The 22,029-nt window shown below is 70.9% G+C and carries 18 protein-coding genes and 1 tRNA gene; 4 read left to right on the forward strand and 15 right to left on the reverse strand.

The window, feature by feature from the left end; genetic code table 11:
- Positions 1-76: 76 nt before the first annotated feature.
- Positions 77-862: an enoyl-CoA hydratase/isomerase family protein gene (locus QMO56_RS10075; RefSeq protein WP_283525391.1), complete on the reverse strand. Its 786-nt coding sequence runs from the start codon at positions 860-862 to the stop codon at positions 77-79.
- Positions 863-951: 89 nt separating this feature from the next.
- Between QMO56_RS10075 and QMO56_RS10080 the strand changes: the two genes are divergently transcribed.
- Positions 952-1,764: an IclR family transcriptional regulator gene (locus QMO56_RS10080; protein WP_283525393.1), complete on the forward strand. Its 813-nt coding sequence runs from the start codon at positions 952-954 to the stop codon at positions 1,762-1,764.
- A 95-nt stretch (positions 1,765-1,859) separates the two neighbouring features.
- On the opposite strand, the gene QMO56_RS10085 is transcribed toward QMO56_RS10080, so the two are convergent.
- From QMO56_RS10085 to QMO56_RS10130, 10 genes are read right to left on the reverse strand one after another with little or no spacing between them, the layout of a single operon-like run.
- Positions 1,860-2,999 carry a CaiB/BaiF CoA-transferase family protein gene (locus tag QMO56_RS10085; protein ID WP_283525395.1) on the reverse strand — a complete coding sequence of 380 codons (1,140 nt, stop codon included), beginning with the start codon at positions 2,997-2,999 and terminating at the stop codon, positions 1,860-1,862.
- A 2-nt stretch (positions 3,000-3,001) separates the two neighbouring features.
- Positions 3,002-4,162, reverse strand: coding sequence for an acyl-CoA dehydrogenase family protein (locus QMO56_RS10090; RefSeq protein ID WP_283525397.1), 1,161 nt, complete (start codon positions 4,160-4,162; stop codon positions 3,002-3,004).
- A gap of 10 nt (positions 4,163-4,172) precedes the next feature.
- Entirely contained in the window at positions 4,173-5,549 is a 1,377-nt protein-coding gene (locus QMO56_RS10095; RefSeq protein ID WP_283525398.1) for an MmgE/PrpD family protein, read from the reverse strand.
- Between the two features lie 27 nt (positions 5,550-5,576).
- Positions 5,577-6,491 carry an SDR family NAD(P)-dependent oxidoreductase gene (locus QMO56_RS10100; protein ID WP_349362349.1) on the reverse strand — a complete coding sequence of 305 codons (915 nt, stop codon included), beginning with the start codon at positions 6,489-6,491 and terminating at the stop codon, positions 5,577-5,579.
- A gap of 14 nt (positions 6,492-6,505) precedes the next feature.
- Positions 6,506-6,904: a Zn-ribbon domain-containing OB-fold protein gene (locus QMO56_RS10105; RefSeq protein WP_283525399.1), complete on the reverse strand. Its 399-nt coding sequence runs from the start codon at positions 6,902-6,904 to the stop codon at positions 6,506-6,508.
- 5 nt (positions 6,905-6,909) lie between these two features.
- A complete protein-coding gene (locus QMO56_RS10110; RefSeq protein WP_283525401.1) occupies positions 6,910-8,082 on the reverse strand; it encodes a thiolase domain-containing protein in 1,173 nt (390 codons plus the stop codon).
- A gap of 42 nt (positions 8,083-8,124) precedes the next feature.
- On the reverse strand, positions 8,125-9,270 hold the full coding sequence (locus QMO56_RS10115; protein ID WP_283525402.1) for an acyl-CoA dehydrogenase family protein: 1,146 nt from the start codon (positions 9,268-9,270) through the stop codon (positions 8,125-8,127).
- Positions 9,267-10,346 (reverse strand): acyl-CoA dehydrogenase family protein, encoded by a 1,080-nt coding sequence (locus QMO56_RS10120; RefSeq protein WP_283525403.1) that lies wholly within the window; start codon positions 10,344-10,346, stop codon positions 9,267-9,269. Before QMO56_RS10120 ends, QMO56_RS10115 begins: the two co-directional genes overlap by 4 nt.
- A complete protein-coding gene (locus tag QMO56_RS10125; RefSeq protein ID WP_283525405.1) occupies positions 10,343-11,191 on the reverse strand; it encodes a MaoC/PaaZ C-terminal domain-containing protein in 849 nt (282 codons plus the stop codon). Before QMO56_RS10125 ends, QMO56_RS10120 begins: the two co-directional genes overlap by 4 nt.
- Positions 11,188-13,317, reverse strand: coding sequence for an acetate--CoA ligase family protein (locus QMO56_RS10130; RefSeq protein WP_283525406.1), 2,130 nt, complete (start codon positions 13,315-13,317; stop codon positions 11,188-11,190). Before QMO56_RS10130 ends, QMO56_RS10125 begins: the two co-directional genes overlap by 4 nt.
- A 332-nt stretch (positions 13,318-13,649) precedes the next feature.
- On the opposite strand from QMO56_RS10130, the gene QMO56_RS10135 reads away from it, so the two are divergent.
- Entirely contained in the window at positions 13,650-14,393 is a 744-nt protein-coding gene (locus QMO56_RS10135; RefSeq protein ID WP_283525484.1) for an SDR family NAD(P)-dependent oxidoreductase, read from the forward strand.
- A 160-nt stretch (positions 14,394-14,553) separates the two neighbouring features.
- On the opposite strand, the gene QMO56_RS10140 is transcribed toward QMO56_RS10135, so the two are convergent.
- The 4 genes from QMO56_RS10140 to QMO56_RS10155 form a co-directional block, all read right to left on the reverse strand.
- Positions 14,554-14,628, reverse strand: a tRNA-Gln gene (locus tag QMO56_RS10140).
- Positions 14,629-14,637: 9 nt separating this feature from the next.
- Positions 14,638-15,528, reverse strand: coding sequence for a 4-(cytidine 5'-diphospho)-2-C-methyl-D-erythritol kinase (locus QMO56_RS10145; protein ID WP_283525407.1), 891 nt, complete (start codon positions 15,526-15,528; stop codon positions 14,638-14,640).
- Complete coding sequence (locus QMO56_RS10150; protein WP_283525409.1) at positions 15,525-17,228, reverse strand: tetratricopeptide repeat protein; 1,704 nt, start codon at positions 17,226-17,228, stop codon at positions 15,525-15,527. Before QMO56_RS10150 ends, QMO56_RS10145 begins: the two co-directional genes overlap by 4 nt.
- 94 nt (positions 17,229-17,322) lie before the next feature.
- The gene (locus QMO56_RS10155; RefSeq protein ID WP_283525486.1) at positions 17,323-18,930 is read right to left on the reverse strand and encodes an electron transfer flavoprotein-ubiquinone oxidoreductase; all 1,608 of its coding nucleotides are present in this window, start codon (positions 18,928-18,930) and stop codon (positions 17,323-17,325) included.
- Between the two features lie 104 nt (positions 18,931-19,034).
- Here QMO56_RS10155 and QMO56_RS10160 point away from each other — a divergent pair, with 104 nt between their 5' ends.
- The gene (locus QMO56_RS10160) at positions 19,035-19,916 is read left to right on the forward strand and encodes a uracil-DNA glycosylase (protein ID WP_283525411.1); all 882 of its coding nucleotides are present in this window, start codon (positions 19,035-19,037) and stop codon (positions 19,914-19,916) included.
- Between the two features lie 257 nt (positions 19,917-20,173).
- A complete protein-coding gene (locus QMO56_RS10165) occupies positions 20,174-21,889 on the forward strand; it encodes a lytic transglycosylase domain-containing protein (protein ID WP_283525413.1) in 1,716 nt (571 codons plus the stop codon).
- Positions 21,890-22,029: the final 140 nt, after the last annotated feature.

Genomic DNA, 22,029 nt, shown 5'->3' on the forward strand with positions numbered 1-22,029 from the left:
CTGCGCCAGAATGCGCCTGCCTGGATAACCGCCGGCCCGGGCGAGGGTTCCGCCCGCCTTCACTCTCCCTGAGCTCTCACTCTCCCTTGAAGGATGGCGCCCGCTTGCCGAAGAAGGCCGCCTTCCCTTCCACATGGTCCTGCGTCAGGAACAGCAGCGACTGGTAGTGGCGCTCCTGGTTCAATGCCGCGTCCAGTCCCTCGGCGAGCATCTGCTTGGTGAGCGCCACCGCGGTCGGCGCCTGTGCGGCGAGGATGCGCGCGCGCGCCATCGCCGCGTCCAGCACCGCTCCACGGGGCACGAGCTGATCCACGAGGCCGATGCGGAGCGCCTCCTCGGCGGCGATGGGCTCGCCATAGAGCAGGATCTCGCGCGCCCGCGCATGGCCCACCCGCAACGGCAGGGTATAGGCCAGCCCGAGATCGGCCATCAGCCCGACCTTGCCGAAGGCGGCGATGAAGTTGGCGTCCTCCGCCGCGACGACGGTGTCGCAGGCGCAGGCGAGCGACATGCCGGCGCCCGCGCACCAGCCCTCCACCGCCGCGATGACAGGCGTGGAGCCGGCCACCATCAGCCGGATCATCTCATGCGCGGCGCGCAACCGCTCACGGCCCTGCAGCGGGCTGCGCACGTCCATGCCCGACAGGTCGCCGCCCGAGCAGAACGTGCCGCCCGCGCCGGTGACGACAACGGCGCGGATCTCGGGGTCGCCCTCCACGCGGTCGAGGATGCGGAGCATCTCCTGCCGCAGTGCCGGCGCCAGCGCGTTGCGCCGGGCGGGATAGTCGATCGTGAGCAGCAGGACCGCGCCGTCGCGCTCCTCGATGACGCGCATCGGCGCGCCGCCAGCCGTCTCGGCCATCTCTTCTCCCCTCGCCCGCGGGCATCCCGCTTTCCGCCCGCCCCTGGGCAGGCTACATTCCGTATTCAGGAAAGCAATCGGAATGTCGAATGGATACGCAGCCATCCGCAGGGGAGCGCGAGCCGGCGAGCCAGCGTGATGTGGGCGCGGTCATCCACGCCATCCGCATCCTGCAGCACCTGGCCGGGGCAACGAGGCCACTCGGCGTGGCGGCCGTCGCGCGCGGCACCGGCATCAGTCCCAGCACCTGCTTCAACATCCTGCGCACCCTGACGCGGGCCCGCTTCGTCGCCTTCCGGGAGCAGGACAAGACCTATGCCCTTGGCCTCGCCGTGGCCGAGCTCGCGGCCGGCTTTCTCGGCGTCAGCCATGCCGAGCTGATCCGGCCCGAGCTGGAGCGGCTGGCGCTGAACTACGACATGCTGATCGTGCTCTGGCGCGTGACGGAGGACGGGCACATCGTGCTGGTGGACCGCGTCCACAGCCACACCGCCGTGCGGGTGGAGATGCGCGTCGGGCTTCGCCTGCCCATGCTGGTGGGCGCCGTGGGCCGCTGCGTCGCCGCCGCGCTGAACCTGCCGCAGGCCGAACTCCGCCGCCGCTTCGCCGCCCTGCGCTGGCAGTCGCCGCCCAGCTTCGAGGCCTATCTGGCCGATGTGGAGCGCGCGCGGGAAGCCGGGTGGAGCCTCGATCAGAACCAGCTCTATCGCGGCCTGCTGACCGTCGCCGCGCTGGTCACCGATCAGAACGGGCAGCCACGCTTCGGCCTGAGCGGCATCACCATTTCCGGCCAGCACACGGCGGAAGCCTGCATCCGGCTCGGCGAGGAGTTGCGGGAAGTGGCGGAGTTCACCGGGAAGGCCCTGTTTCCGAGGCCATCCGGGATTTCCGGTACAGAATAGCGTTCCATATAACGAACGGTGGCGACAGAAAGTTCGGGGGAAGGAATTCCCCCGAGCCCCCATCTTCTTCTTGTCAGCTGAGGCAGGCTGCCGGCTCAGTCCGGCGCAAACTCGGCGCGGACCGTCTCGGTGTGCTGGCCGAGGGCCGGCACCGCGCCATACTGCCGCGGCGTTCCATCCATGAACCGCGCGGCCGGAGCCGCGACGGCCACCTCGCCATTCGGCGTCGCCACCTCCAGGCGCCGCAGCGCGGGATGCACGGCCAGCGCCGCCATGTCGTTGACGAAGCCATAGGCGGTGTTGCAGGCGCGCAGCCTGGCCGCGCATTCCTGCCGCGTCATCCGCGCGAAGACGGCCGCCACATGCGCATCCACCATCGCGCGATGCGCCACCCGCTCGACATTGCTGCGGAAGCCCTCGCGCTGCGGCAGGTCGGGCTCCTCCAGGAAGCCGGCGCAGAACTGCGCCCATTCGCGCTCGTTCTGGATGGAAATCAGCACCAGTCCCCCATCCGAGGTGGCGAAGGCGCCATAGGGACAGATCGAGGGATGCGCGAGCCCGACACGCTCCGGTGCCTTGCCCGTGCCTTCGAAATAGAGCAGCGGCACGTTCATCCAATCCGCCATGGCGTCGAAGAGGGAGACGGAGATGGCCTTCCCCTCCCCGGTGATGCCACGCTCGATCAGCGCCTCCAGCACGGCGGCATGCGCCATGGTGCCGCAGGCGATGTCACAGACCGAGACGCCGACCCGCCCCGGCCCCGCCGGATGGCCGGTGATCGAGGCGAGGCCGCTCTCCGCCTGCACCAGCAGGTCATAAGCCTTCATGGTGGCGTAGTCACCGCTCTCGCCATAGCCGGAAATATCCACGGTGATCAGCCGTGGGTGCCGCTTGCGGAGTTCAGCGCTGCCGAAGCCCGCGCGGGCCATGGCGCCAGGGGCGAGGTTCTGGATGAAGACATCCGCCTTCCCGACGAGACGCTGCAGCAGCGCCTTGTCCTCCGGCTGCTTGATGTCGAGGCAGACGCTCTCCTTGCCACGGTTCAGCCAGACGAAATAGGTGGACTGGCCTGCCGCCGCCTTGTCGTAGCCGCGCGCGAAATCGCCCTCGGCGCGCTCGATCTTGATGACCCGGGCGCCGGCATCGGCCAGCTTCACCGAGCAGGTCGGCGCCGCTACCGCCTGCTCCATCGAGACGACGAGCAGCCCATCCAGCGGCTTGCCTGGCTTGCCCATGCTCAGTAGCTCCGCGGCATGCCGAGCACATGCTGGCCGAGATAGGACAGGATCAGGTTGGTGCTGATCGGCGCCACCTGATAAAGCCGCGTCTCGCGGTACTTCCGCTCGATGTCATATTCCTCGGCGAAGCCGAAGCCGCCATGGGTCTGCAGACAGGCCTCGGCCGCGGCCCAGCTTGCCTCGGCGGCCAGCATCTTGCCCATATTGGCCTCCTCGCCGCAGTTCTCGCCGCGCTCGAACTTGGCCAGCCCCTTCTGCACGATCGCCTCGGCCGCGCGCATCTGCGCATAGGCCTTGGCGATGGGGAATTGCACACCCTGGTTCGCCCCGATGGGCCGGCCGAACAGCACGCGCTCCTTGGTGTAGTTCACAGCCTTCTCGATGAACCACTTGGCATCGCCGGTGCATTCCGCGGAGATCAGCAGCCGCTCGGCGTTCATCCCGTCCAGGATGTAGCGGAAGCCCTTGCCCTCGACGCCCACAAGGTTCTCGGCCGGAACCTCCATGTTGTCGAAGAAGACCTCGCAGGAATTGTGGTTCATCATCGTGCGGATCGGGCGGGTGGTCAGCCCCTTCCCCAGCACGGAGCGCATGTCCACGATGAAGGTGGAAAGCCCATCGGTCTTCTTTTCCACCTGGTCGCGCGGCGTGGTGCGCGCCAGCAGCAGCATCAGGTCCGAGTGCTCGGCGCGGCTGGTCCAGATCTTCTGGCCGTTGACGATGTACTTGTCGCCTTCCTTCCGTGCGAAGGTCCGCAGGGCCGTGGTGTCGGTGCCGCTGGTCGGCTCGGTGACGCCGAAGGCCTGCAGGCGCAACTCGCCACTGGCGATCTTCGGCAGATACTCGGCCTTCTGCCGCTCGTTCCCGTGCTTGAGGATGGTGCCCATGATGTACATCTGGGCGTGGCAGGCGGCGCCATTGCAGCCCTGCCGGTGGATTTCCTCCAGGATGGCGGCGGCGGCGGAAAGCGGCAGACCGGAGCCGCCATATTCCTCCGGGATCAGCGCCGCCAGCCAGCCCGCCTCGGTCAGCGCCTGGACGAACTCGGTCGGGTAGCCGCGCACCTCGTCCAGCTTGCGCCAGTACTCGCCGGGGAAGCGGGCGCAGAGCTTGCCGACTTCCTCGCGGATCTCGGCGTGATTGTCGATGACCTGGTCCATCGTGAGTCCTTCAGGCGGCTTCCTGTGGGTGGCGCAGCAGAGGCGAAACGTCGTTCAGGCGGTCAAGGCTGCCGATGGCCTCGGCGAGTTGCCCCGCAGCATCAGCGCCCAGCACCGCATCCGCAAGCCCGCTGAACTTGCTGCGCAGCTCGCTCTCGGTCAGGAAGTTCTCCGGCTCGCCCTTGGGCACGATGACCTTGCGGACGAAGGTCTCGCCCCGTGCCCGCACCGTCAGCTTGCCCGACATGTTGGCGGGGAACTCGGCCTCGATCTCCGGATCGTTCTCGCAGCGCACGCGCCGCATCAGCCCCTTGATGCCGGTATCCTGCAACAGGGCATAGCTGTCCCAGCCCATCTGGCCGGTACTGAGCGCCGTGGCGATGACGAACGGCCCGCTGAACTGGCCGTCCACGATGTTCTGCGGGTCGGCCTTGCGGTCGGCCGGCTCGCCCACCAGCAGCATGCCGGCGCGCGAGAGGCCGAGCGTGACGTCCTCGATCTCCTCCGCCTTCAGCGCATGCTCGGCGCGCAGCGCCAGGGCGGCATCGATCCCGGCATGGCCCCAGCGACAGGAGGGATAGGGCTTCACGCCGGTGTTCATCAGCTCCCAGATCGTGCCGATGTCCTGCAGCACCCGCTCGGGCTGCGGCTCGGGCGCATAGGCGCGCAGGAAGCCGTGCTTGCCCTCGATGGCGTCGGCGGCGCCCTTGAAGCCCTCGCGCGCCAGCGTCGCGGCGGTGAGGCCCGCCATGCCCGCCCAGCCGACCTGGAAGCGCTTGGTCCAGGCCCCGTTGGCGAGGAACTGGAGGCTGCCGGCACATTGGCTGAGCGCGATGCCGAGCGCGGAGGCCATGCCCGCCGTGTCCAGCCCGAAGACCCGCCCTGCCGCCGCCGCCGCGCCGAAGGCGCCGCAGGTGGCCGAAGGGTGGAAGCCGCGGTCGTAATGCGCGCCCGCCGGCAGGGCCAGCGCCAGGCGCAGCGCCACCTCGTAGCCGGCGACGATGGCGGTCAGCACCTCGCCCCCCGAGGCGCCGACCATCTCGCCCGCCGCCAGCGCGGCGGGAATGACGGGCGCGCCCGGATGCACCACCGCGACAGCATGGGTATCGTCGAAGTCGAGCGAGTGGCCGAGGGTCGCGTTGATCAGCGCGGCCCCGGCCGGGCTGTAGGTTGCGCTGTCGGCGAAGACGCGGCTGCTGCCATGATCCAGGCCGAGCGCCTTGACCGCCGCCAGCAGCGCCGGAGTGCTCTCCGCATCCCGCCGCGCCCGGACGATGTTGCCGACCAGGTCGAGCACCAGCGCCCGCGTGCGCGCCACCACCTCGGGCGGCAGCGCCTCAAGGCGCAGGCCGGCGGCGAAGGCGGACAGTTCCTGCGTGATCGTCATGCTGCTTCCTCCGCCGGCCCGCCGGCTTCAGACCGGATCCCAGGAAAACACGTCGCCGCTCCGGTCCAGCGGCTGGAACTGGGCGCGGAAGGCCGGCAAGGCATGTTCCGCGATCAGTTCCGGCGTCCAGCCCTCGCTGCGATGCGCGCTGCGCACCGGACGCGGCTGGCTGAACAGGAACAGCTCGTTGTTGCGCGCCGCGAAGATCTGGCCATTGACCTCCTTCGCCGCGTCGCTGGCCAGGAAGACGGCCAGCGGCGCGTTCTTCTCCGGCGTCATGCGCTTCAGCTTCTCGACGCGCGCCTTCTGCTCCGGCGTCTCCGCCGGGATGGAGCTGGTCATCCGGCTCCAGGCGAAGGGCGCGATGCAGTTGGAGCGCACGCCGAAGCGCTGCATGTCGAGCGCGATGGATTTGGACAGCGCCGCGATGCCCAGCTTGGCGGCCGAGTAGTTCGCCTGGCCGAAATTGCCGATCAGGCCGGAGGTGGAGGTCATGTGCACGAAGGCGCCGGAATTCTGCGCCCGGAAATGCTCCGCCGCCGCGCGGGAGACGAAGAAGCTGCCGTTCAGATGCACGTTGATGACCGCCAGCCACTCCTCCGGCGTCATCTTGTGGAAGATCTGGTCGCGCAGGATGCCCGCGTTGTTGACCACGATGTCGATGCGGCCGAAGGCGTCCAGCGCGCTCTGCACGATGCGCTTGGCGCTCTCCCACTCGGACACGCTGTCGGTGTTGGTGACCGCCTGGCCGCCGCGCTGCTCGATGATGGCCTTGGTCTGCTCGCCCGGCGTGGCCGAGGTCTCGCCGATCCCGGTCAGCGAGGCGCCGATGTCGTTGACCACCACCTTGGCCCCGGCGAGGGCCATGGCGAGCGCGATCTCCCGCCCGATGCCACCGCCCGCGCCGGTGACGATGGCGACCTTTCCGTCCAGCATTCCCATGGAACTCGCTCCTCTCAGGCGGGGGTGAACATGGGCACGGGCTGGCCGTCACCCTCGCTGGGCACGAAGGTCAGCTTCACCTTCTGGCCGATACGAAGCGCGTCGAAGTCGCCGTTGACGATGTTGGTCATCACGCGCGGGCCCTCCGCCAGCTCCACATAGGCGATGGCATAGGGGACCTTTGCCCGCATGACGCTGAAGCTGTAGATGGTGCCCTCGCCGCTCGCGGGGACGTACTCCACCTCGCCCTCGTCATCGAAGGGGCAGATCGGGCGCGGCGGATAGTGCACCTTGCCCGTCCTGGTGTTGCGGCCGATCAGCAGCTTGCCCTGCTTCGCCGCCTCCCAGAAGCCGCGGGTGGAGGGGTCGGGCGTCGGGCTCGGGGGCACGCGCTGCGGGGTCTGCTCGCTCATCGCCGTCACTCCCTCTCCAGGACCAGGGTCGCGCTGCCGTGGCGGGTGCCGAGCGAGCCGCCCGTGCCATGCGCCAGCGCCAGGTCGCAGTTCTTCACCTGCACCGCCGGGTGGGCCTCGCCGCGCAGCTGCCGCACCGCCTCGATCACCTTGGTGATGCCGCCGCGGTTGGCGGGATGGTTGTTGCAGAGCCCGCCGCCATCCGTGTTGAAGGGCAGCTTGCCGACGCCGGAGATCAGGTTGCCGTCGGCGACGAACTTGCCGCCCTCGCCCTTCTCGCAGAAGCCGAGATCCTCAAGCTGCATCAGCACCGTGATGGTGAAGCTGTCGTAGATGCTGGCATACTTGATGTCGGACGGCTTCACCCCCGCCTCCTCGAAGGCGCGGGCGCCGGCGAAGCGCGCGCCGGTATAGGTCAGGTCGATGGTGCCGCCCATGGTGTGCTTCACCGCCTCGCCGGCGCCACGCACCGAGACGATCGGGCGCTTCAGCGTGCGGGCGATCTCGGGCTTGGTCACCACCAGCGCGCCGCCGCCATCGCTGATCACGCAGCAGTCCAGCCGGTGCAGCGGGTCGGCGACGAGCGGCGAGTTCAGCACGTCCTCCACCGTCACCACCTTGCGCAGCATGGCGTGCTCGTTGTGCTGCGCGTGGTGGCTGGCGGCCACCTTGATCCAGGCGAGCTGCTCGCTGGTGGTGCCGTATTCGTGCATGTGGCGCATGGCGCACATCGCGTACATGTTCGCGATGGCGGCGCCGTAGGGATACTCGAACTGCACGTCGGGTTGCGCCGGGTTGCCGGCGCGTGGTGCGGTGCCGGTCGCCACGCCTTCGGAGCGCGGGCGGCCGGCCAGGGTGATCAGCGCGACGTTGCACTTCCCGAGCGCGATGGCCTCGGCCGCATGCGCCACATGCAGCAGGTAGGAGCAGCCGCCCACATCGGTGGAATCCACATGCCGCAGCCGGTCCAGGCCGAGATAGTCAGCCATGCTGAGCGGCCCCATGCCCGGCGCGTCACCGGCGCAGAAATAGCCGTCCACATCCTTGCGGGTCAGCCCGGCATCGCGCAGCGCGCCCAGGGCCACCTCGGCATGCAGTTGCGCGGTGCTCTTGTCCTCGGCCTTGCGTGTCGGATGCTCATAGGCCCCGACAATGCAGGCCTTGCCTCGAATGCTCACGGGCAGCGTCCTCTCCTGTCTCGTTCTCTCACGTCAGTCATGTCAGCCCGGCAGCTCCAGCACGTTCTTCGCCAGGATGCCGCGCTGGATTTCGGAACTGCCGCCATAGATCGTGGTCGGCCGCGCCTCGATGAACTGCCCGGCGGGGTGCAGGTCGCGGTTCCCTTCCATCGGCTCCAGCAGTCCGGCATTCTCGCCGGCGATCTCCAGCATCAGCTCGGTGATGCGCTGGAACAGCTCGGACTGATGCAGCTTCAGCATGGAGACGTCCGGCCCCAGCGTCTCGCCCCGGCGCAGCACGGCCACGAAGGTTTCGTAGAGCGCCTTGTGGTCGGCGAGGTCAAGCCGCAGGCGGGTGTAGCGGTCCTGGAAGTCCGGATCGTCGAAGACGCCCATCCGCTCCGCCAGCAGCTTCAGCCGCCCGAGCGCATAGCCGGACTGCCGCGGCGAGCCGAGGAAGATGCGCTCGAAGCCGAGCAGCGCCTTGGCCATGCTCCAGCCCTTGTTGGGCTCGCCGACCAGGTTCTCGCGCGGCACGCGGACGTTGTCGAAGAACACCTCGCAGAACTCGTCATGCAGGCCGAGATTGATGATCGGCCGCACCGTCACGCCGGGCGAGGTCATGTCGATCAGCAGGAAGCTGATGCCCTCCTGCTTCTTGCCGCTCTTGTCCGTGCGGACGAGGCAGAAGATCCAGTTGGCGTCGGTCGCCAGCGTGGTCCAGATCTTCTGGCCGTTGACGACGTAGTGGTCGCCCTCCAGCACCGCCTCGGTGCGCAGCGAAGCGAGGTCCGAACCGGCGCCCGGCTCGGAATAGCCCTGGCACCAGACATGCTCGCCCGAGAGGATCTTCGGCAGGAAGCGCTGGCGCTGCTCCTCGGTGCCGAAGCGGATCAGCAGCGGGCCGAGCATGATTACGCCATGGTCCGGCAGCCGCGCCACGCCGTGCCGCTCGTATTCCTCGATCAGCGCGATCTGCTTGGCGGCGTCGAGGCCGAGGCCGCCATGCTCGCGCGGCCAGCCCGGCGCCACCCAGCCCCTGGCTTTCAACTTCTCGAACCAGGGGCGCCCCTCGTCCATGTGCAGCCGGTGCGGCGGGTTGCGCAGCCCGGGCGGATACTCCGCTTCCAGGAAGCGGCGCACCTCGGCGCGGAAGTCCGCGTCGCTCAAGGCGTTCAGATCGGTCATGCCTCCTCCTCCCGGGCCTCGTCGGCAAAGCGGCGGCGGTGCAGCGCGGCCGGGCCGAACTGGTTCGCCATCACCATGGCCTTGCGCAGATAGAGCCCGATATCCGCCTCGTCGGTGTAGCCGATACCGCCATGCAACTGGATCGCCTGCCGCGTGATCAGCATGGCGGCCTCGCTGGCCCGCGCCTTGGCGCGCGAGACGGCGGCGCGGCGCATGGCCTGCGGCGCGCCGGGCGTGTCGAGCAGCGCGGCGGCGGATTCCACGCTGGCCCGGCTCAGCGCGAGCTGGATCTTCAGGTCGGCCGCGCGGTGCTGCAGGGCCTGGAAGCTGCCGATCGGCCGGTTGAACTGCTGCCGCGTGCGCAGGTAGTCCAGCGTCAGCGCGAAGGCCTGGTCCATGACGCCGAGCAGATAAGCCGCGGTGCCGAGTGCCGCCTCGTCCAGCGCGACCTCCAGCACGGCGGCGGCATCCTCCAGCACGCGCTCGCCGCCCTGCGGCCGCAGCGTGCCGAAGAAGCCGCCATCCTGCGTCTTCTCCAGCGTCAGGTCGGCGCCTTCGGCGGGTTGCAGATAGAGCGCCAGCTTGCCGCCCTCCCGCACCGGCACCAGGAAGGCGTCCGCGCCCCCGGCCAGCGGCAGGAAGCGGCGCGGCGCGCCCTCGTTGCCCGGTGCCTCCAGCACGCCGGGCGCCTCCTGCCAGGCGGTCACGACGTAGCTCTCGCCCGCAAGTAGCTTCGCCAGTGGCGCCTCGGCCCCGGCGGCGGCCAGCAGCGCGGCGGAGAGCGCGCCCGGCACCAGCGGCTCCGACGCCAGCGCCGCACCCATCTCCTCGGCGATGGCGCAGAACTCGGACAGGCCGAGCCCGGCGCCACCCTGCTCCTCCGGCACATGCAGGCCGATCCAGCCCTGCTCGCCGATCTGCTGCCACACCCCGCGGTCGAAGCCCGGCGGCTGGAACCGCAGCGCGCGGACGCGTTTGCGGTCGCCGCCGCGCGGCGCGATGCCGGCGGCGCTGTCGCGGATCATGCGGATGGATTCGGCGCGCTCCGCCACCATCGCGTCGAGAGCCTCGCTCATGCGAACACCGCGGCGCCGTTGTTGACCACCACCACGTCCCGCTCCACCACGCGCGCCCGGAAGGCGCCGTTCTTCCAGATCTCCGTGCGGACCGTCTCGCCGGGATAAACGGGCGAGGAGAAGCGCAGTGCCAGGCTCTTCATCGCCGCCGGATCATAGCCGCCGAGTTCCCGCAGCAGCGCATGCGCCACCACGCCGAGCGTGCAGAGCCCGTGCAGGATCGGGCGCGGGAAACCAGCACGCTCGGCCACGTCAGGATCGGCGTGCAGCGGATTGTCATCGCCGTTCAGCCGGTAGTAGAGCGCCTGCTCCGGCCGCGTCGGCAGGTCCACCACGATATCGGGCGCGCTCTCCGGGATCGGGTTCACCGGCTTCACGGGTCCGCTCGGCCCGCCGAAGCCGCCATCGGCGCGCAGGAAGGTGGTGCTGCCGGTCACCGCCAGGACCTTCCCCGTGGCGGCCTCGATCACCTCCTTCTCGGAATAGAGCAGCGCGCCCTTCCCTTCCCCCTTGTCCACCAGCCCGGTGACGCGGGTGCGGCCGATGATCTCGCCCTCCGCCGGCAGCGGTTGGTGCAGGGTGATGGACTGCTCGCCATGCACCAGGCGCACCGCGTCCACGCCCGTCGCGGGATTGCCCAGCCAGAAGCCGGGATGGCCGAGCACCACGGCCATCGAGGGCAGCACGCGCAGCCTGCGGTGCGCATCCACGTAGTCGAGCTGCCGCTTGTCCAGCGGGTCCTGCCCCAGGCCGACGGAGAGCGCGTAGAACACCGCGTCGCGCGGCGTCACGCGCTGCCGCACCTCCGGAATGGGGAAGTTGAGCAGCTTCTCGTAGTCGATCATGCGTCGTCCTCCGCGATATCGATCACCGCGTCGGCGGCGAAGGCGCCCTGCCCCTCCGGCATGGCGAAGACGGGGTTGAGGTCGATGCCGGCGAGGCGCGGCCCGGCCTGGTGCGCGAAGACCGAAAGCCGCGAAAGCATCCGCGCCAGCGCCTTGATGTCGGCCGGCGGGCGCCCGCGCGCGCCGAGGAGCAGCGGCGCACCGCGGATCGATCGGATCATCGTCTCCGCTACGTCCTCGCCGAAGGGACAGCGGCGGAAGGCGACGTCCTTCAGCACCTCGACGAAGATGCCGCCCAGGCCGAACATGGCCACCGGCCCGAAGACCGGATCGCGGTGCACGCCAAGGATGCATTCGACGCCGCCGGAAAGCTGCTTTGCCACCAGCACGCCCTCGATGCGCGCCTGCGGCGCGGCCTTGGCGGCGCGCTCCTTCAGCAGCGCGAAGCCCTCGCGCACGCCCTGCGCGTCGGCGACGTTCAGCAGCACGCCGCCGATCTCCGACTTGTGCAGAATGTCGGGGGAGAGGATCTTCATCACCACCGGAAAGCCGAAACCCTCGGCCGCCGCCACCGCCTCCTCGGCCGTGGCGCAGGCGCGCTCCGGCGCCGCCTCGATCCCGGCCTGGGCCAGCAGGCGCTTGGCCTCCGCCTCGCTCGGCGTGCGCTCCGGCAGCGGAACCAGCGGAACCTCCGGCGGCGCAGTGAGCGCGGGCGCGGCGAAGGCCTCGCCGAAGCGGCCCATCGCGTGCAGCGCGGCGACGCCGCGGGAGGGGTCCTCGAAGACGGCGAAGCCTTCCTCCTCGAAGGTCCGGATCTGGTCCGGATTGGCGAGGATGGAGAGGACGAAGAGCCGGTCGGGATGCGCCGCGCGCACCGCGCCCAGTTCCTGCCGCAGGCGGGGCGCCACGGAGGCGGCGCCGCCGGTATGGGTGAAGAAGCACAGGATGGACGAGTAGCCGCCCTGCTCCACCAGCGCGGTCGCGAAGCGCCCGACCAGCGAAAGATCGTTCAGCGCCTGGGCCGTACAGTCCACCGGGTTCTGCGGCGCGCAATAGGGCAGCACGGCGCGCAGCTCCGCCTGCGCCGCTTCCGGCATGGGCGGCATCGGCAGGCCGGCGGCCTCGGCGGCGTCCGAGGTCAGCACGCCGGCGCCGCCGCTGATGGTCAGCACGCCCAGCGTGTTGCCGACCGGATAGATCCGCTTGGTGGCGAGGCGGGCAATATCCAGCAATTCCTCGGTGGTCCGGGCGCGCACCACGCCGAACTCGGACAGCACCGCATCGGTCACCGCGTCGTCACCGGCGATGGAGGCGGTGTGCGAGCGGGCGGCGGCGCTGCCCACCGCGCTGCGCCCCACCTTCATCATCACGACGGGCTTGCGGTTGCGCCGCGCCAGGTCCAGCGCCGCGAGAAAGCTGCGGGCGTCGCGGATGCCCTCGGAATAGGCGGCGATCACCTCGGTGCCGGGGTCCTGCGCCATCCAGCCGATCATGTCGCCGACATTGAGATCCGCCTCATTGCCGGTCGTGACGCAGCAGGAGATGCCGATGCCGTGCTCGCGCGCCATGCCGAAGAGATGCATGCCATAGGCGCCGGACTGGCTGGCGATGCCGATCGGCCCCGGCTCGGGATAGCCCCGCTCCAGGCTGCTGGTGAAGGTGCCGTAGAAGTTGGTGCGGGCGTTGAACAGGCCGAGGCAGTTGGGGCCGAGCAGGCGCATGCCGTGCCGGCGCGCCGTCTCCAGCATGCGGGCCTCGGCCGCCGCCCCTTCCTCGCCCATTTCGGCGAAGCCGGCGCTGAACATGATGGCCGCCTTGACCCCGCGCTCCGCCAAGTCGGTCACGGTCGCCTCCGCCACCGCGGCGGGCACCGCGATGATGGCGACGTCCGGCACCTGGGGCAGGTCGGCAATCGAGGCAAAGGCCGGCAGCCCCTGCACCGTCGGGCGGTTGGGGTTCACCGGCAGGATGCTGCCCTGGAAGCCGCGCGCCAGCATCGCGGCGATCGGCCGGCCGCCGATCCGGGTCGGATCGCCGGAGGCGCCGATCACGGCGACCGATCCCGGCGCGAGCAGTGCCGAAAGCGCCTCCATCGGCAGCGCAGCCTCAGCGGAGCGGGCGAGCATGTCTGGCAATGGTTCCATCCCTGGTCCGGGGCAGGACGGCAGGTGCCGCACCCTTCCGGCGCGGTCGCCACCGTTCAGCCCGCTTCTTCCCCTCTGTGCAGCCTTTCCGGCCTTCACGGGCAGGCTAGACGGACTGAGAAGGCTATTCAATATGGAGAACAGCATTCCACGAGCGGAAAGCCTGCATGGCCCATTCCGTGCCTGCCGGCCTGGCGGGCCTCCTGCCCTCCGCTTTTGGCCCGCTCCCCTACTCACCGCCCCTCCGGTCTGCCATCCTGCCTGCTCGGGCACGCATGTCGATCGAAACTGATGCGGAGGACTGAGCCGTGTTGATGCAAGGTCGCTTTCAGGATCGCACCGCGATCGTAACCGGCGGCGCATCCGGCATTGGCCTGGATGTCGCCACCCGGCTGGCCGCAGAAGGGGCGCAGGTCAGCCTGTGGGACCTGAATGAGGCGGCCCTGGCGAAAGCAAAGGCGGAAAGTGCTGCCGTCGACACCCAGGTGCTGGACATCGCCGATGCGGCGCAGGTGGCACGCGCCATGGAAGCGAGCCTGACTGCGTTCGGCGGCAGGCTCGACGTGCTGGTGGCGGGCGCCGGCATCACCGGCCCCAACAGCATGCTCCGAGATTACCCCGTGAACGCATGGCAGCGGGTGATCGACGTCAACCTGAACGGTCTGTTCTACTGCAACCAAGCTGCCGTGGCGCCAATGGAGCGCAACGGCTATGGACGCATCGTGAATGTCGCATCGGTCGCCGGAAAGGAGGGGAACCCCAACGCCTCCGCCTACAGTGCCTCCAAGGCTGGCGTGATCGGCCTGACGAAAGCGCTCGGCAAGGAGCTGGCGACAACGGGAATCTGCGTGAACTGCGTGACTCCCGCCGCGGTGCGAACGCCGATTTTCGATCAGATGACCCAGCAGCACATCGACTTCATGCTGTCGAAGATTCCGATGGGCCGCTTTGGCGCCCTGGAGGAAGTGAGCTCGCTGATCTGCTGGCTCGCCAGCGCGGAATGCTCCTTCAGCACCGGCGCGGTCTTCGACGTTTCCGGTGGCAGGGCGACCTACTGACGAGGACCTTGCGCTGCGCCCGGCGGGCCAAGGCAAAGGTGAGCGACAGGGAGGCGTGCGCTTACTCGGTGCGCCTCCCCGTCATGGCCTGGCGGAAAGGGGCTGCAAGAAAGCCGTTCTGCTCAGCACCGCCCAGAGCGGCCGGAGACCAGAGGAAGACTGGTTGGGGCGCCAGGATTCGAACCTGGGAATGGCGGTACCAAAAACCGCTGCCTTACCGCTTGGCTACGCCCCAGCAAGGTCTCTAGGGCGCTGAATAAGGCTTCGGCGCCCCTTCCGTAAAGCCCCCTCCCCACCGCCACCAGGAGGCTGGCAGGTTTGCCGCCGCCGCTGCCGCCGCATCGGGGCTGGCGAACAGCGCGAAGCAGGTGGCGCCGGAGCCGCTCATCCGCGCCAGCAGACAGCCTGGCAAGGCGCGCAAGGCCGCCAGCACCTCGGCCACTGCCGGGCAAAGGCGGATCGCCGCGGCCTCCAGGTCGTTGCCGCAGCGCGCCAGGTCCTGCGCCATGGCCGCCGCGTCCGGCCAGCCGGCCGGCAGCGCCGCCTCGGGCGAGAAGCCGCCCTGGCGGGCCCGGAACACGGCGGGCGTGGCCAGCGGGATGCGGGGATTGGCCAGCACCAGCCCGGCCACCGGCATGGCCGGCGCGGAGCGCAGCAGCTCGCCCACTCCCCCCATCCGCGCCGCCTGACTGTCGAGGCAGACCGGCACGTCGGCCCCGAGCCGGGCGGCGAGCGGGGCAAGGCGGCGCGTGCCCCGGCCCAGCCCCCAGGCGCGGTCCAGCAGGCGCAGCGCCGCGGCGGCATCGGCAGAGCCGCCGCCGATGCCGGAGGCGACCGGGAGCGCCTTGGTCAGCCACAGCGTGCCATGGGGAGCGAAGCCGGCCTCCTCCGCCAGCAGGCGTGCGGCGCGCAACACGAGGTTGTCCGGCTCGGCAACCAGGGCACCGGCCTCCGGCCCGTCCAGATGCAGCGCCAGGGGGCCGCCGGGCGCATAGCGCAGCAGGTCGGCGGCGCCGGCGAAGGCCGCCAGGCTGTCGAGCAGATGGTAGCCGTCGGCACGGCGGCCGACGACATGCAGATACAGGTTGATCTTGGCGGGCGCCGCTTCGGCCAGGCCCGGCGCGGAGAGCGTCACTGCGGCAGGGCGGCGCGCGTGGCTCCCGGCAGGCCGTCACGCAGCTTGGCGGAGATGCGCGGCGCCTCGTCCGGCTCGGGCTCCAGCGACAGGGCCCGCCGCCACTGGAAGCGCGCTTCGCGCTCGCGGCCGCTGGCCCAGTAGGCGTCGCCCAGATGGTCGTTGATGACGCTGTTGCGCGGCTCCAGCTCCGCCGCCTTCTCCAGCCAGCGGAGGGCGCCGGGCAGGTCCTGCAGCTTAAGCAGCGCCCAACCCAGGCTGTCGGCGATGTTGCCGTCCTGCGGGCGCAGCTCGGCGGCACGCTCCAGCATCCGCCGCGCCTCGGCAAGGTTCGTGCCCTGCTCCACCCAGGTGTAGCCAAGGTAGTTCAGCACATAGGGCTGCTCCGGGGAGAGCTGCAGGGCGTGCCGGAAATCGGTCTCGGCGGCCGGCCAGTCGCCGCTGCGCTCCAGCGCGATGCCGCGGGCGTAGAACAGCGGCCAATGGCTGGCCTGCGGCGCGCCGACGCGCCCGAGGGCGGCGGTATAGGCCTCCGCCGCCTCGGCGAAGCGCCCGCGCCGGCGCAGCAGGTCGCCGAGCCGGGCCTGCGGCTGGGCCGCATCGGGCTGCGACTGCGCCAGCGCGCGCAGCGTGGCGATGGCCTCGTCGGGGCGGTCCATCCGGTCGAGCAACGAGGCCCTGCGCAACATGACCACCGGCGCCAGCGGATCATCTTCCGGCACCTTGCGCAGCATGCCGAGGGCAGCCGCGGGGTGCTCCTCCTCGGCGAGGGAATCGGCCGCGATCAGCAGCGCGGGCGTGAAATCGGGCCGCAGGCGCAGCGCGAGGCGGGAGAGCAGCAGCGTCAGCTCCGGCGCGCCCTGGCCGCGCAGGGCACCGGCCAGCGCCAGCTCCGCCTCGGCCATGCCTTCCACCGCCGAGGCCACGGCGCGGCCGCGCAGCAGGCGCCGCCGCGTCTCCGGGCTGCCGAGCAGCGCGAAGTCGTCGCCCCCCAGGGCCACGGCGTCGAGCAGCCGCGCCGCCGCGGCCGGCTTGCCGGCGCGCTCAAAGATGCCAGCGATGATCTGCAGCATCCGCAGATTGGCCTCAGGGCTCTCGGAGAGCGCAACGCGGGCCAGCCGCTCCGCCTCGGCCGGGCGGTTGCCGATGTCGGCGATCATGGCGGCGTGCAGCGCCGCCAGGCCACGCAGGCGGTTGCCCTCGATCTGCGCGCGCAGCGTCGCCAGGGCGGTATCGGTGGCGCCGCGCCCGGCCTGCGCCCAGGCCAGCAGCAGCGGCTGCAGCACTTGCGCGGCGCCATTGCGCGGCAGGTTGCGCAGCCGGGTCTCGGCGCGCTCCCAGCGTCCGGCCATGCCGTCGGCCCCCGCCAGCAGCATGGCGGCCAACTCGCTCTGTGGCAGGCGGTGGGCCACCCGCACCGCCTCGGGCCGCCCGTCCATCACAGCGGCGAGGAAGGCACGGGTCAGCACTTCCGGCTCGTTGGGCGCGAGGCGAAGCGCCTCCAGAAGCTCGTCCGCGGCGGTGCGGGTATCCATCTCCGCCGCGGCGAAGCGGCCGGCGAGATAGGCGCCGAAGGCGGTGGGGCGGGAAGCGGAGAGACCGCCGGGGCCGGCATCCGCCGCCCCGCCCGCCGCACAGCCGGCGAGCAGGGCCGCGGCCAGCAGGGCAAGACGGCGCGGGGAGACAAGCAGCATGACCATGCCGCCAAGCCTAAAGCGTTTCCCGCGCTGCGGGAAACGCTTCTGTGCGGTGCGGCAGTGCCGTTACGTTACGTTTCGCCGCCCGCGCCGCGCGTCACATGCCACCGATGTAGTTCGGCCCGCCGCCGCCCTCCGGCGTGCACCAGTCGATGTTCTGCGTCGGGTCCTTGATGTCGCAGGTCTTGCAGTGGACGCAGTTCTGCGCGTTGATCACCAGGCGCGGCTCGCCCTCGTCGGCCCCCACCGCCTCATAGACCGCGGCCGGGCAGTAGCGTGCCTCGGGGGCGCGGTAGGTCTCCCAGTTCACCGGACGCCACCTCGACGGATCCTTGAGCTTCAGATGCGCCGGCTGGTCCTCCTCGTGGTTGGTGTTGGAGAGGAACACCGAGGAGAGCCGGTCGAAGGTCAGCTTCCCGTCGGGCTTGGGATACTCGATCCTCGGGCTCTGGTCCGCCGGCCTGGTGGCCGTGTGGTCGGCATGGTTGGGCAGCGTCCAGGGCGCCTTGCCGCGGAAGACATAGGTGTCGAGCGCCGCGTTCAGCATGCCGCCCCAGAAGCCCCACTTCGCGAAGCCCGGGCGGATGTTGCGCACGCCGGAGAGTTCCTCCCAGACCCAGCTGCCGCGCAGCCGCTCGGGATAGCTCTCCAGCACCGGCCCGGCGGCCTCGTCGGCCAGCGCGGCGGCGGCGGCCTCGGCGGCCAGCATGCCGCTCTTCATCGCGGTATGGGTGCCCTTGATCTTCGGCACGTTCAGGAAGCCGGCGCTGTCGCCCATCAGCACGCCGCCGGGGAAGACCAGCTTCGGGACGGACTGCAAGCCGCCCTCGCTCAACGCCCGCGCGCCATAGGCGATGCGCTTGCCGCCCTCCAGGATCCTGCGCACCTCCGGATGGGTCTTGAAGCGCTGCATCTCGTCGAAGGGCGAAAGCCAGGTATTCGGGTAGTCGAGGCCGACCACAAAGCCCACCGAGACCAGGTTCTCGCCCAGCATGTAGAGCCAGGAGCCGCCATAGGTGTCGGTGGAAAGCGGCCAGCCGACGCTGTGCCACACCTTGCCGGGCGTGTGGCGCTCCTTGGGGATCTCCCACAGCTCCTTGACGCCGAGCGCATAGGTCTGCGGCTGCACGCCCTCGCGCAGGTTGAACTGCTCCTGCAGCGTCTTGGCCAGCGAGCCGCGGCATCCCTCGCCGAACAGCGTGTAGCGGGCGCGCAGTTCCATGCCGGGCTGATAGTTCGGCCCTTCCTCGCCCTCACGGGTGATGCCCATGACGCCGGCAACGACGCCCTTCACCACCCCGTCCTCGATGATCGCCTCGGAGGCCGCGAAGCCGGGATAGATCTCGACGCCCAGCGCCTCCGCCTTGGCCGCCAGCCAGCGGCAGACATTGCCGAGCGAGACCACGTAGTTGCCGTGGTTGTTCATCTGCGGCGGGGTCGGCAGCTTGTAGGCCTTGGTGGCGGTCAGGAACATGAAGCTGTCCTCGCCGGCCGGGGTGGCCAGCGCCGGCGGGTCGTCCCGCCAGTCGGGCAGCAATTCGTCCAGCGCGCGCGGCTCCAGCACCGCGCCGGAGAGGATGTGCGCGCCGACCTCAGAGCCCTTCTCGACGATGCACACCGCCGCCTCCGGCGAGAGCTGTTTCAGCCGGATGGCCGCCGCCAGTCCTGCGGGGCCCGCCCCCACGACCAGGACGTCAAACTCCATGCTCTCGCGTTCGGTCACACCTTTCTCCCTTGGTCCCGTGGCCCTGCCTTAGACCGATCACGGGTTGCGCGGAACCCCGCCGGCGGCCGATATGCCATGCTGAGATGAACGCCGCCGCGCCCGAACCGGACGATCCCGCCGCCCTGCTGGCCGCCCTGCGGCTGCAGCTGGACTGGGGCGCCGACGAGGCGCTGGCCGAAGCGCCGCTGGACCGCCTCGCCGCCCCGCCTCCGCTGGCACCGTCTGCGGCGCTCCCGGCGGCACCCTCTGCGGCCGGAGAACCATCCCGCCGCGCCGCACCGGGCCGCCGCGGGGCCGCCCTGCCGCTGGCCGCCCCGCTTGCGCCCGCCGCGCGCAACGCCGCCGCCCTGGCCGCCGGCGCGCAGGACCTGGCCGCGCTGCGCGAGGCGATCCGCGAGGTGGACACCCCGCTGCGCGACACGGCCACCAACCTGGTCTTCGCCGACGGCAACCCGGATTCGGGACTGATGCTGATCGGCGAAGCGCCGGGGGCGGACGAGGATAGGCTGGGCCGCCCCTTCGTCGGCCAGTCCGGCCAGCTTCTCGACCGGATGCTGGCCAGCATCGGCCTGGACCGCGCCGCCGAGGACCCCTCCCGCGCCTTCTACATCACCAACATCCTGCCCTGGCGGCCGCCCGGCAACCGCACGCCCACCGATGCCGAGATCGCCCTCTTCCTCCCGCTGGTGCTGCGCCACATCGCCCTGGCGCGGCCGCGCCACGTGCTGCTGCTGGGTGGCGTCTCGGCCAAGGCGCTGCTGAACACGCGGGAGGGCATCACCCGGCTGCGCGGCCGCTGGCACAGCCTGCCCCTGGAGGCCGGAGGCCTGCCGGTGCTGCCCACCTGGCACCCGGCCTACCTTCTGCGCAACCCGGCGGCCAAGCGCGACTCCTGGGCCGACCTGCTGCTGCTGCGCCGCACCCTCTCCGGCGACATTTCTGCCGCTCCCGGCGGACTCACGTAGAGTTAATCGTGTTTTTCAACTCACGATCACGGGAGATCGGGAGTTCCTCCCTTGAAACGCGATTTATCCCGCTTTCACAGTTGCCCCCCGCTGACGAGACCGTTAACGGCAAGCGGGCCATGCGAGCGATCTGCACCATGGCCCTTCGTTCACCCGCCCTGGCCTTCGGCCTGGGATGGGCGGCGTCGCTGTGTGTCGGGGCTCAGGTTCCGGCCATGGCGCAACGGGCCGGAGAGACCGCCCCCCTTGAGCGGGCAATGAACGTGCCCCGCCCCACCCTCCCTGGAGGCGTGGCGGGGCTTCCGCAACCTCTGGCCCCGTCCGATGCGGCGCGGCTGGTCCGCGTCTTCGCGCTGCAGAAGCGCGGGGACTTCACCGCCGCGGCGCAGGAGGCCGAGCGCCTGGAGGATCGGCGGCTGATGGGCCATGTCCTGGCCGACCGCTGGCTGCGCCCCGGCGCCGCCGAGCCCTCGGTCGAGGAGCTTTACGGCTGGCTCGCCGAGTATCCGGACCACCCGGAGGCGCGCGCCATCCACGCCATGCTGCGCGGCCGCCTGCCGCGCAACGCGCCCTACCCGCCCGCCCCGCCGGATGAGTCCCTCTCGGCCGAGGCCGACGTGGTGCCGGAGGAGCGCGAGCCGCCGGCGCGCGGCGTCAGCCGCGATGCGCGGCTGGACCGTCTGGTGCATGGCCGCGCCGCAGAGGGCGATCTGAACGGCGCCCTCGCCGCCATCGCGCAGGAGGCCAGCGGCAGCTATGCGGCGTTGCTGCGCGGCGAGGTGGCTCTGGCGGCCTTCCAGCGCGGCCGCGACGAGGAGGCCTGGCGCCTTGCCTCGGAGGTGGCGAAGCAGCACCCGCAGCTCGCGCACCCCGCCTTCGTCGCCGGCCTCGCCGCCTGGGGCAGCGGCCGGCCCGACCGCGCGCTGACCGCCTTCGAGAGTGCCGCCCGCGCCGAGGTCGCCGCCCCCGCCCTGCGCGCCGCCGCCGCCTTCTGGACGGCGCGCGCCGCCATCCGCACCCGGCGGCCGCAGCTCTACGTGCCCTGGATGCTGCAGGCGGCGCAGGAGCCGCGCACCTTCTACGGGCTGGTCGCGCGCCGCGTGCTCGGCCTCGCCCCCGGCTTCGCCTGGGAGCGCGACCTCGCCGGCACGGCCGAGGGCGCGGCCCTGGCGGAGACCGCCGCCGGCTGGCGCGCCCTGGCGCTGCTGCAGGTCGGCCAGCGCGAGCTGGCGGAGCAGGAGCTGCGCGCATTGTGGCCGATCGCGCAGGGCAATCCGGGCGTGCTGCGCGGCATGCTCGCCGTGGCCCGCGAGGCGGGCATGACCGACCTCGCCTCGCAGGTCGCCGCCCTGGTGCAGACCGCCGATGGCCGCCCGCGCGACTACGACCGCTTCCCGTTGCCAAGGCTGGAGCCGCTCTCCGGCTTCCGCGCCAATCCGGCGCTGCTCTACGCGCTGGCGCTGCAGGAATCGCGCTTCGACCCGAAGGCGGTCTCGCCTGCCGGGGCGCGCGGGCTGATGCAGATCATGCCCGCCACCGCCGCCTACATCGTCGGCGACCCCAGCCTGCGCGGCTCGGCCGGGCTGAAGCGCCTGCACGACCCCGCCTTCTCGCTGGAGCTGGCGCAACGCTACCTGCACCACCTGACGGCGCGCGAGGTGGTGGATGGCGACCTGATCCGGCTGCTGGCCGCCTACAACAACGGTCCCGGCAACGTGGCGCGCTGGGCGCCGAACCTGCGCCATCAGGGCGATCCGTTCCTGTTCCTCGAGTCCATCCCGGTGGACGAGACGCGGGCCTTCGTGCAGCGTGTGCTCGCCTACAGCTGGATCTATGCCAGCCGCCTGGGGCTGCCCGCGCCCAGCCTCGACGCGTTGGCGAGCGGCGAGTTCCCCCGCTTCGGCAGCCCGCCGCTGGAACTGGCGGAGCAGCCGCCGCTGCCCCGCGCCGCCACCCGCACGGCCTCGCGCTGACGCGCCGCCCGACCGGCGCTCCCGAGCCGGCCGGGCGGGGAATTCCGCAAGCGAGACGGGGACAAAAAACCGTGGTTGCATGCGCTCTACCTGCGCGGCAATTTGACGGTATCGTCATCGCCGCGCCGGGTCCGCCGACG

Origin of the sequence: Roseomonas sp. E05 (assembly GCF_030063475.1) — a bacterium.
Lineage (GTDB): Bacteria > Pseudomonadota > Alphaproteobacteria > Acetobacterales > Acetobacteraceae > Pseudoroseomonas.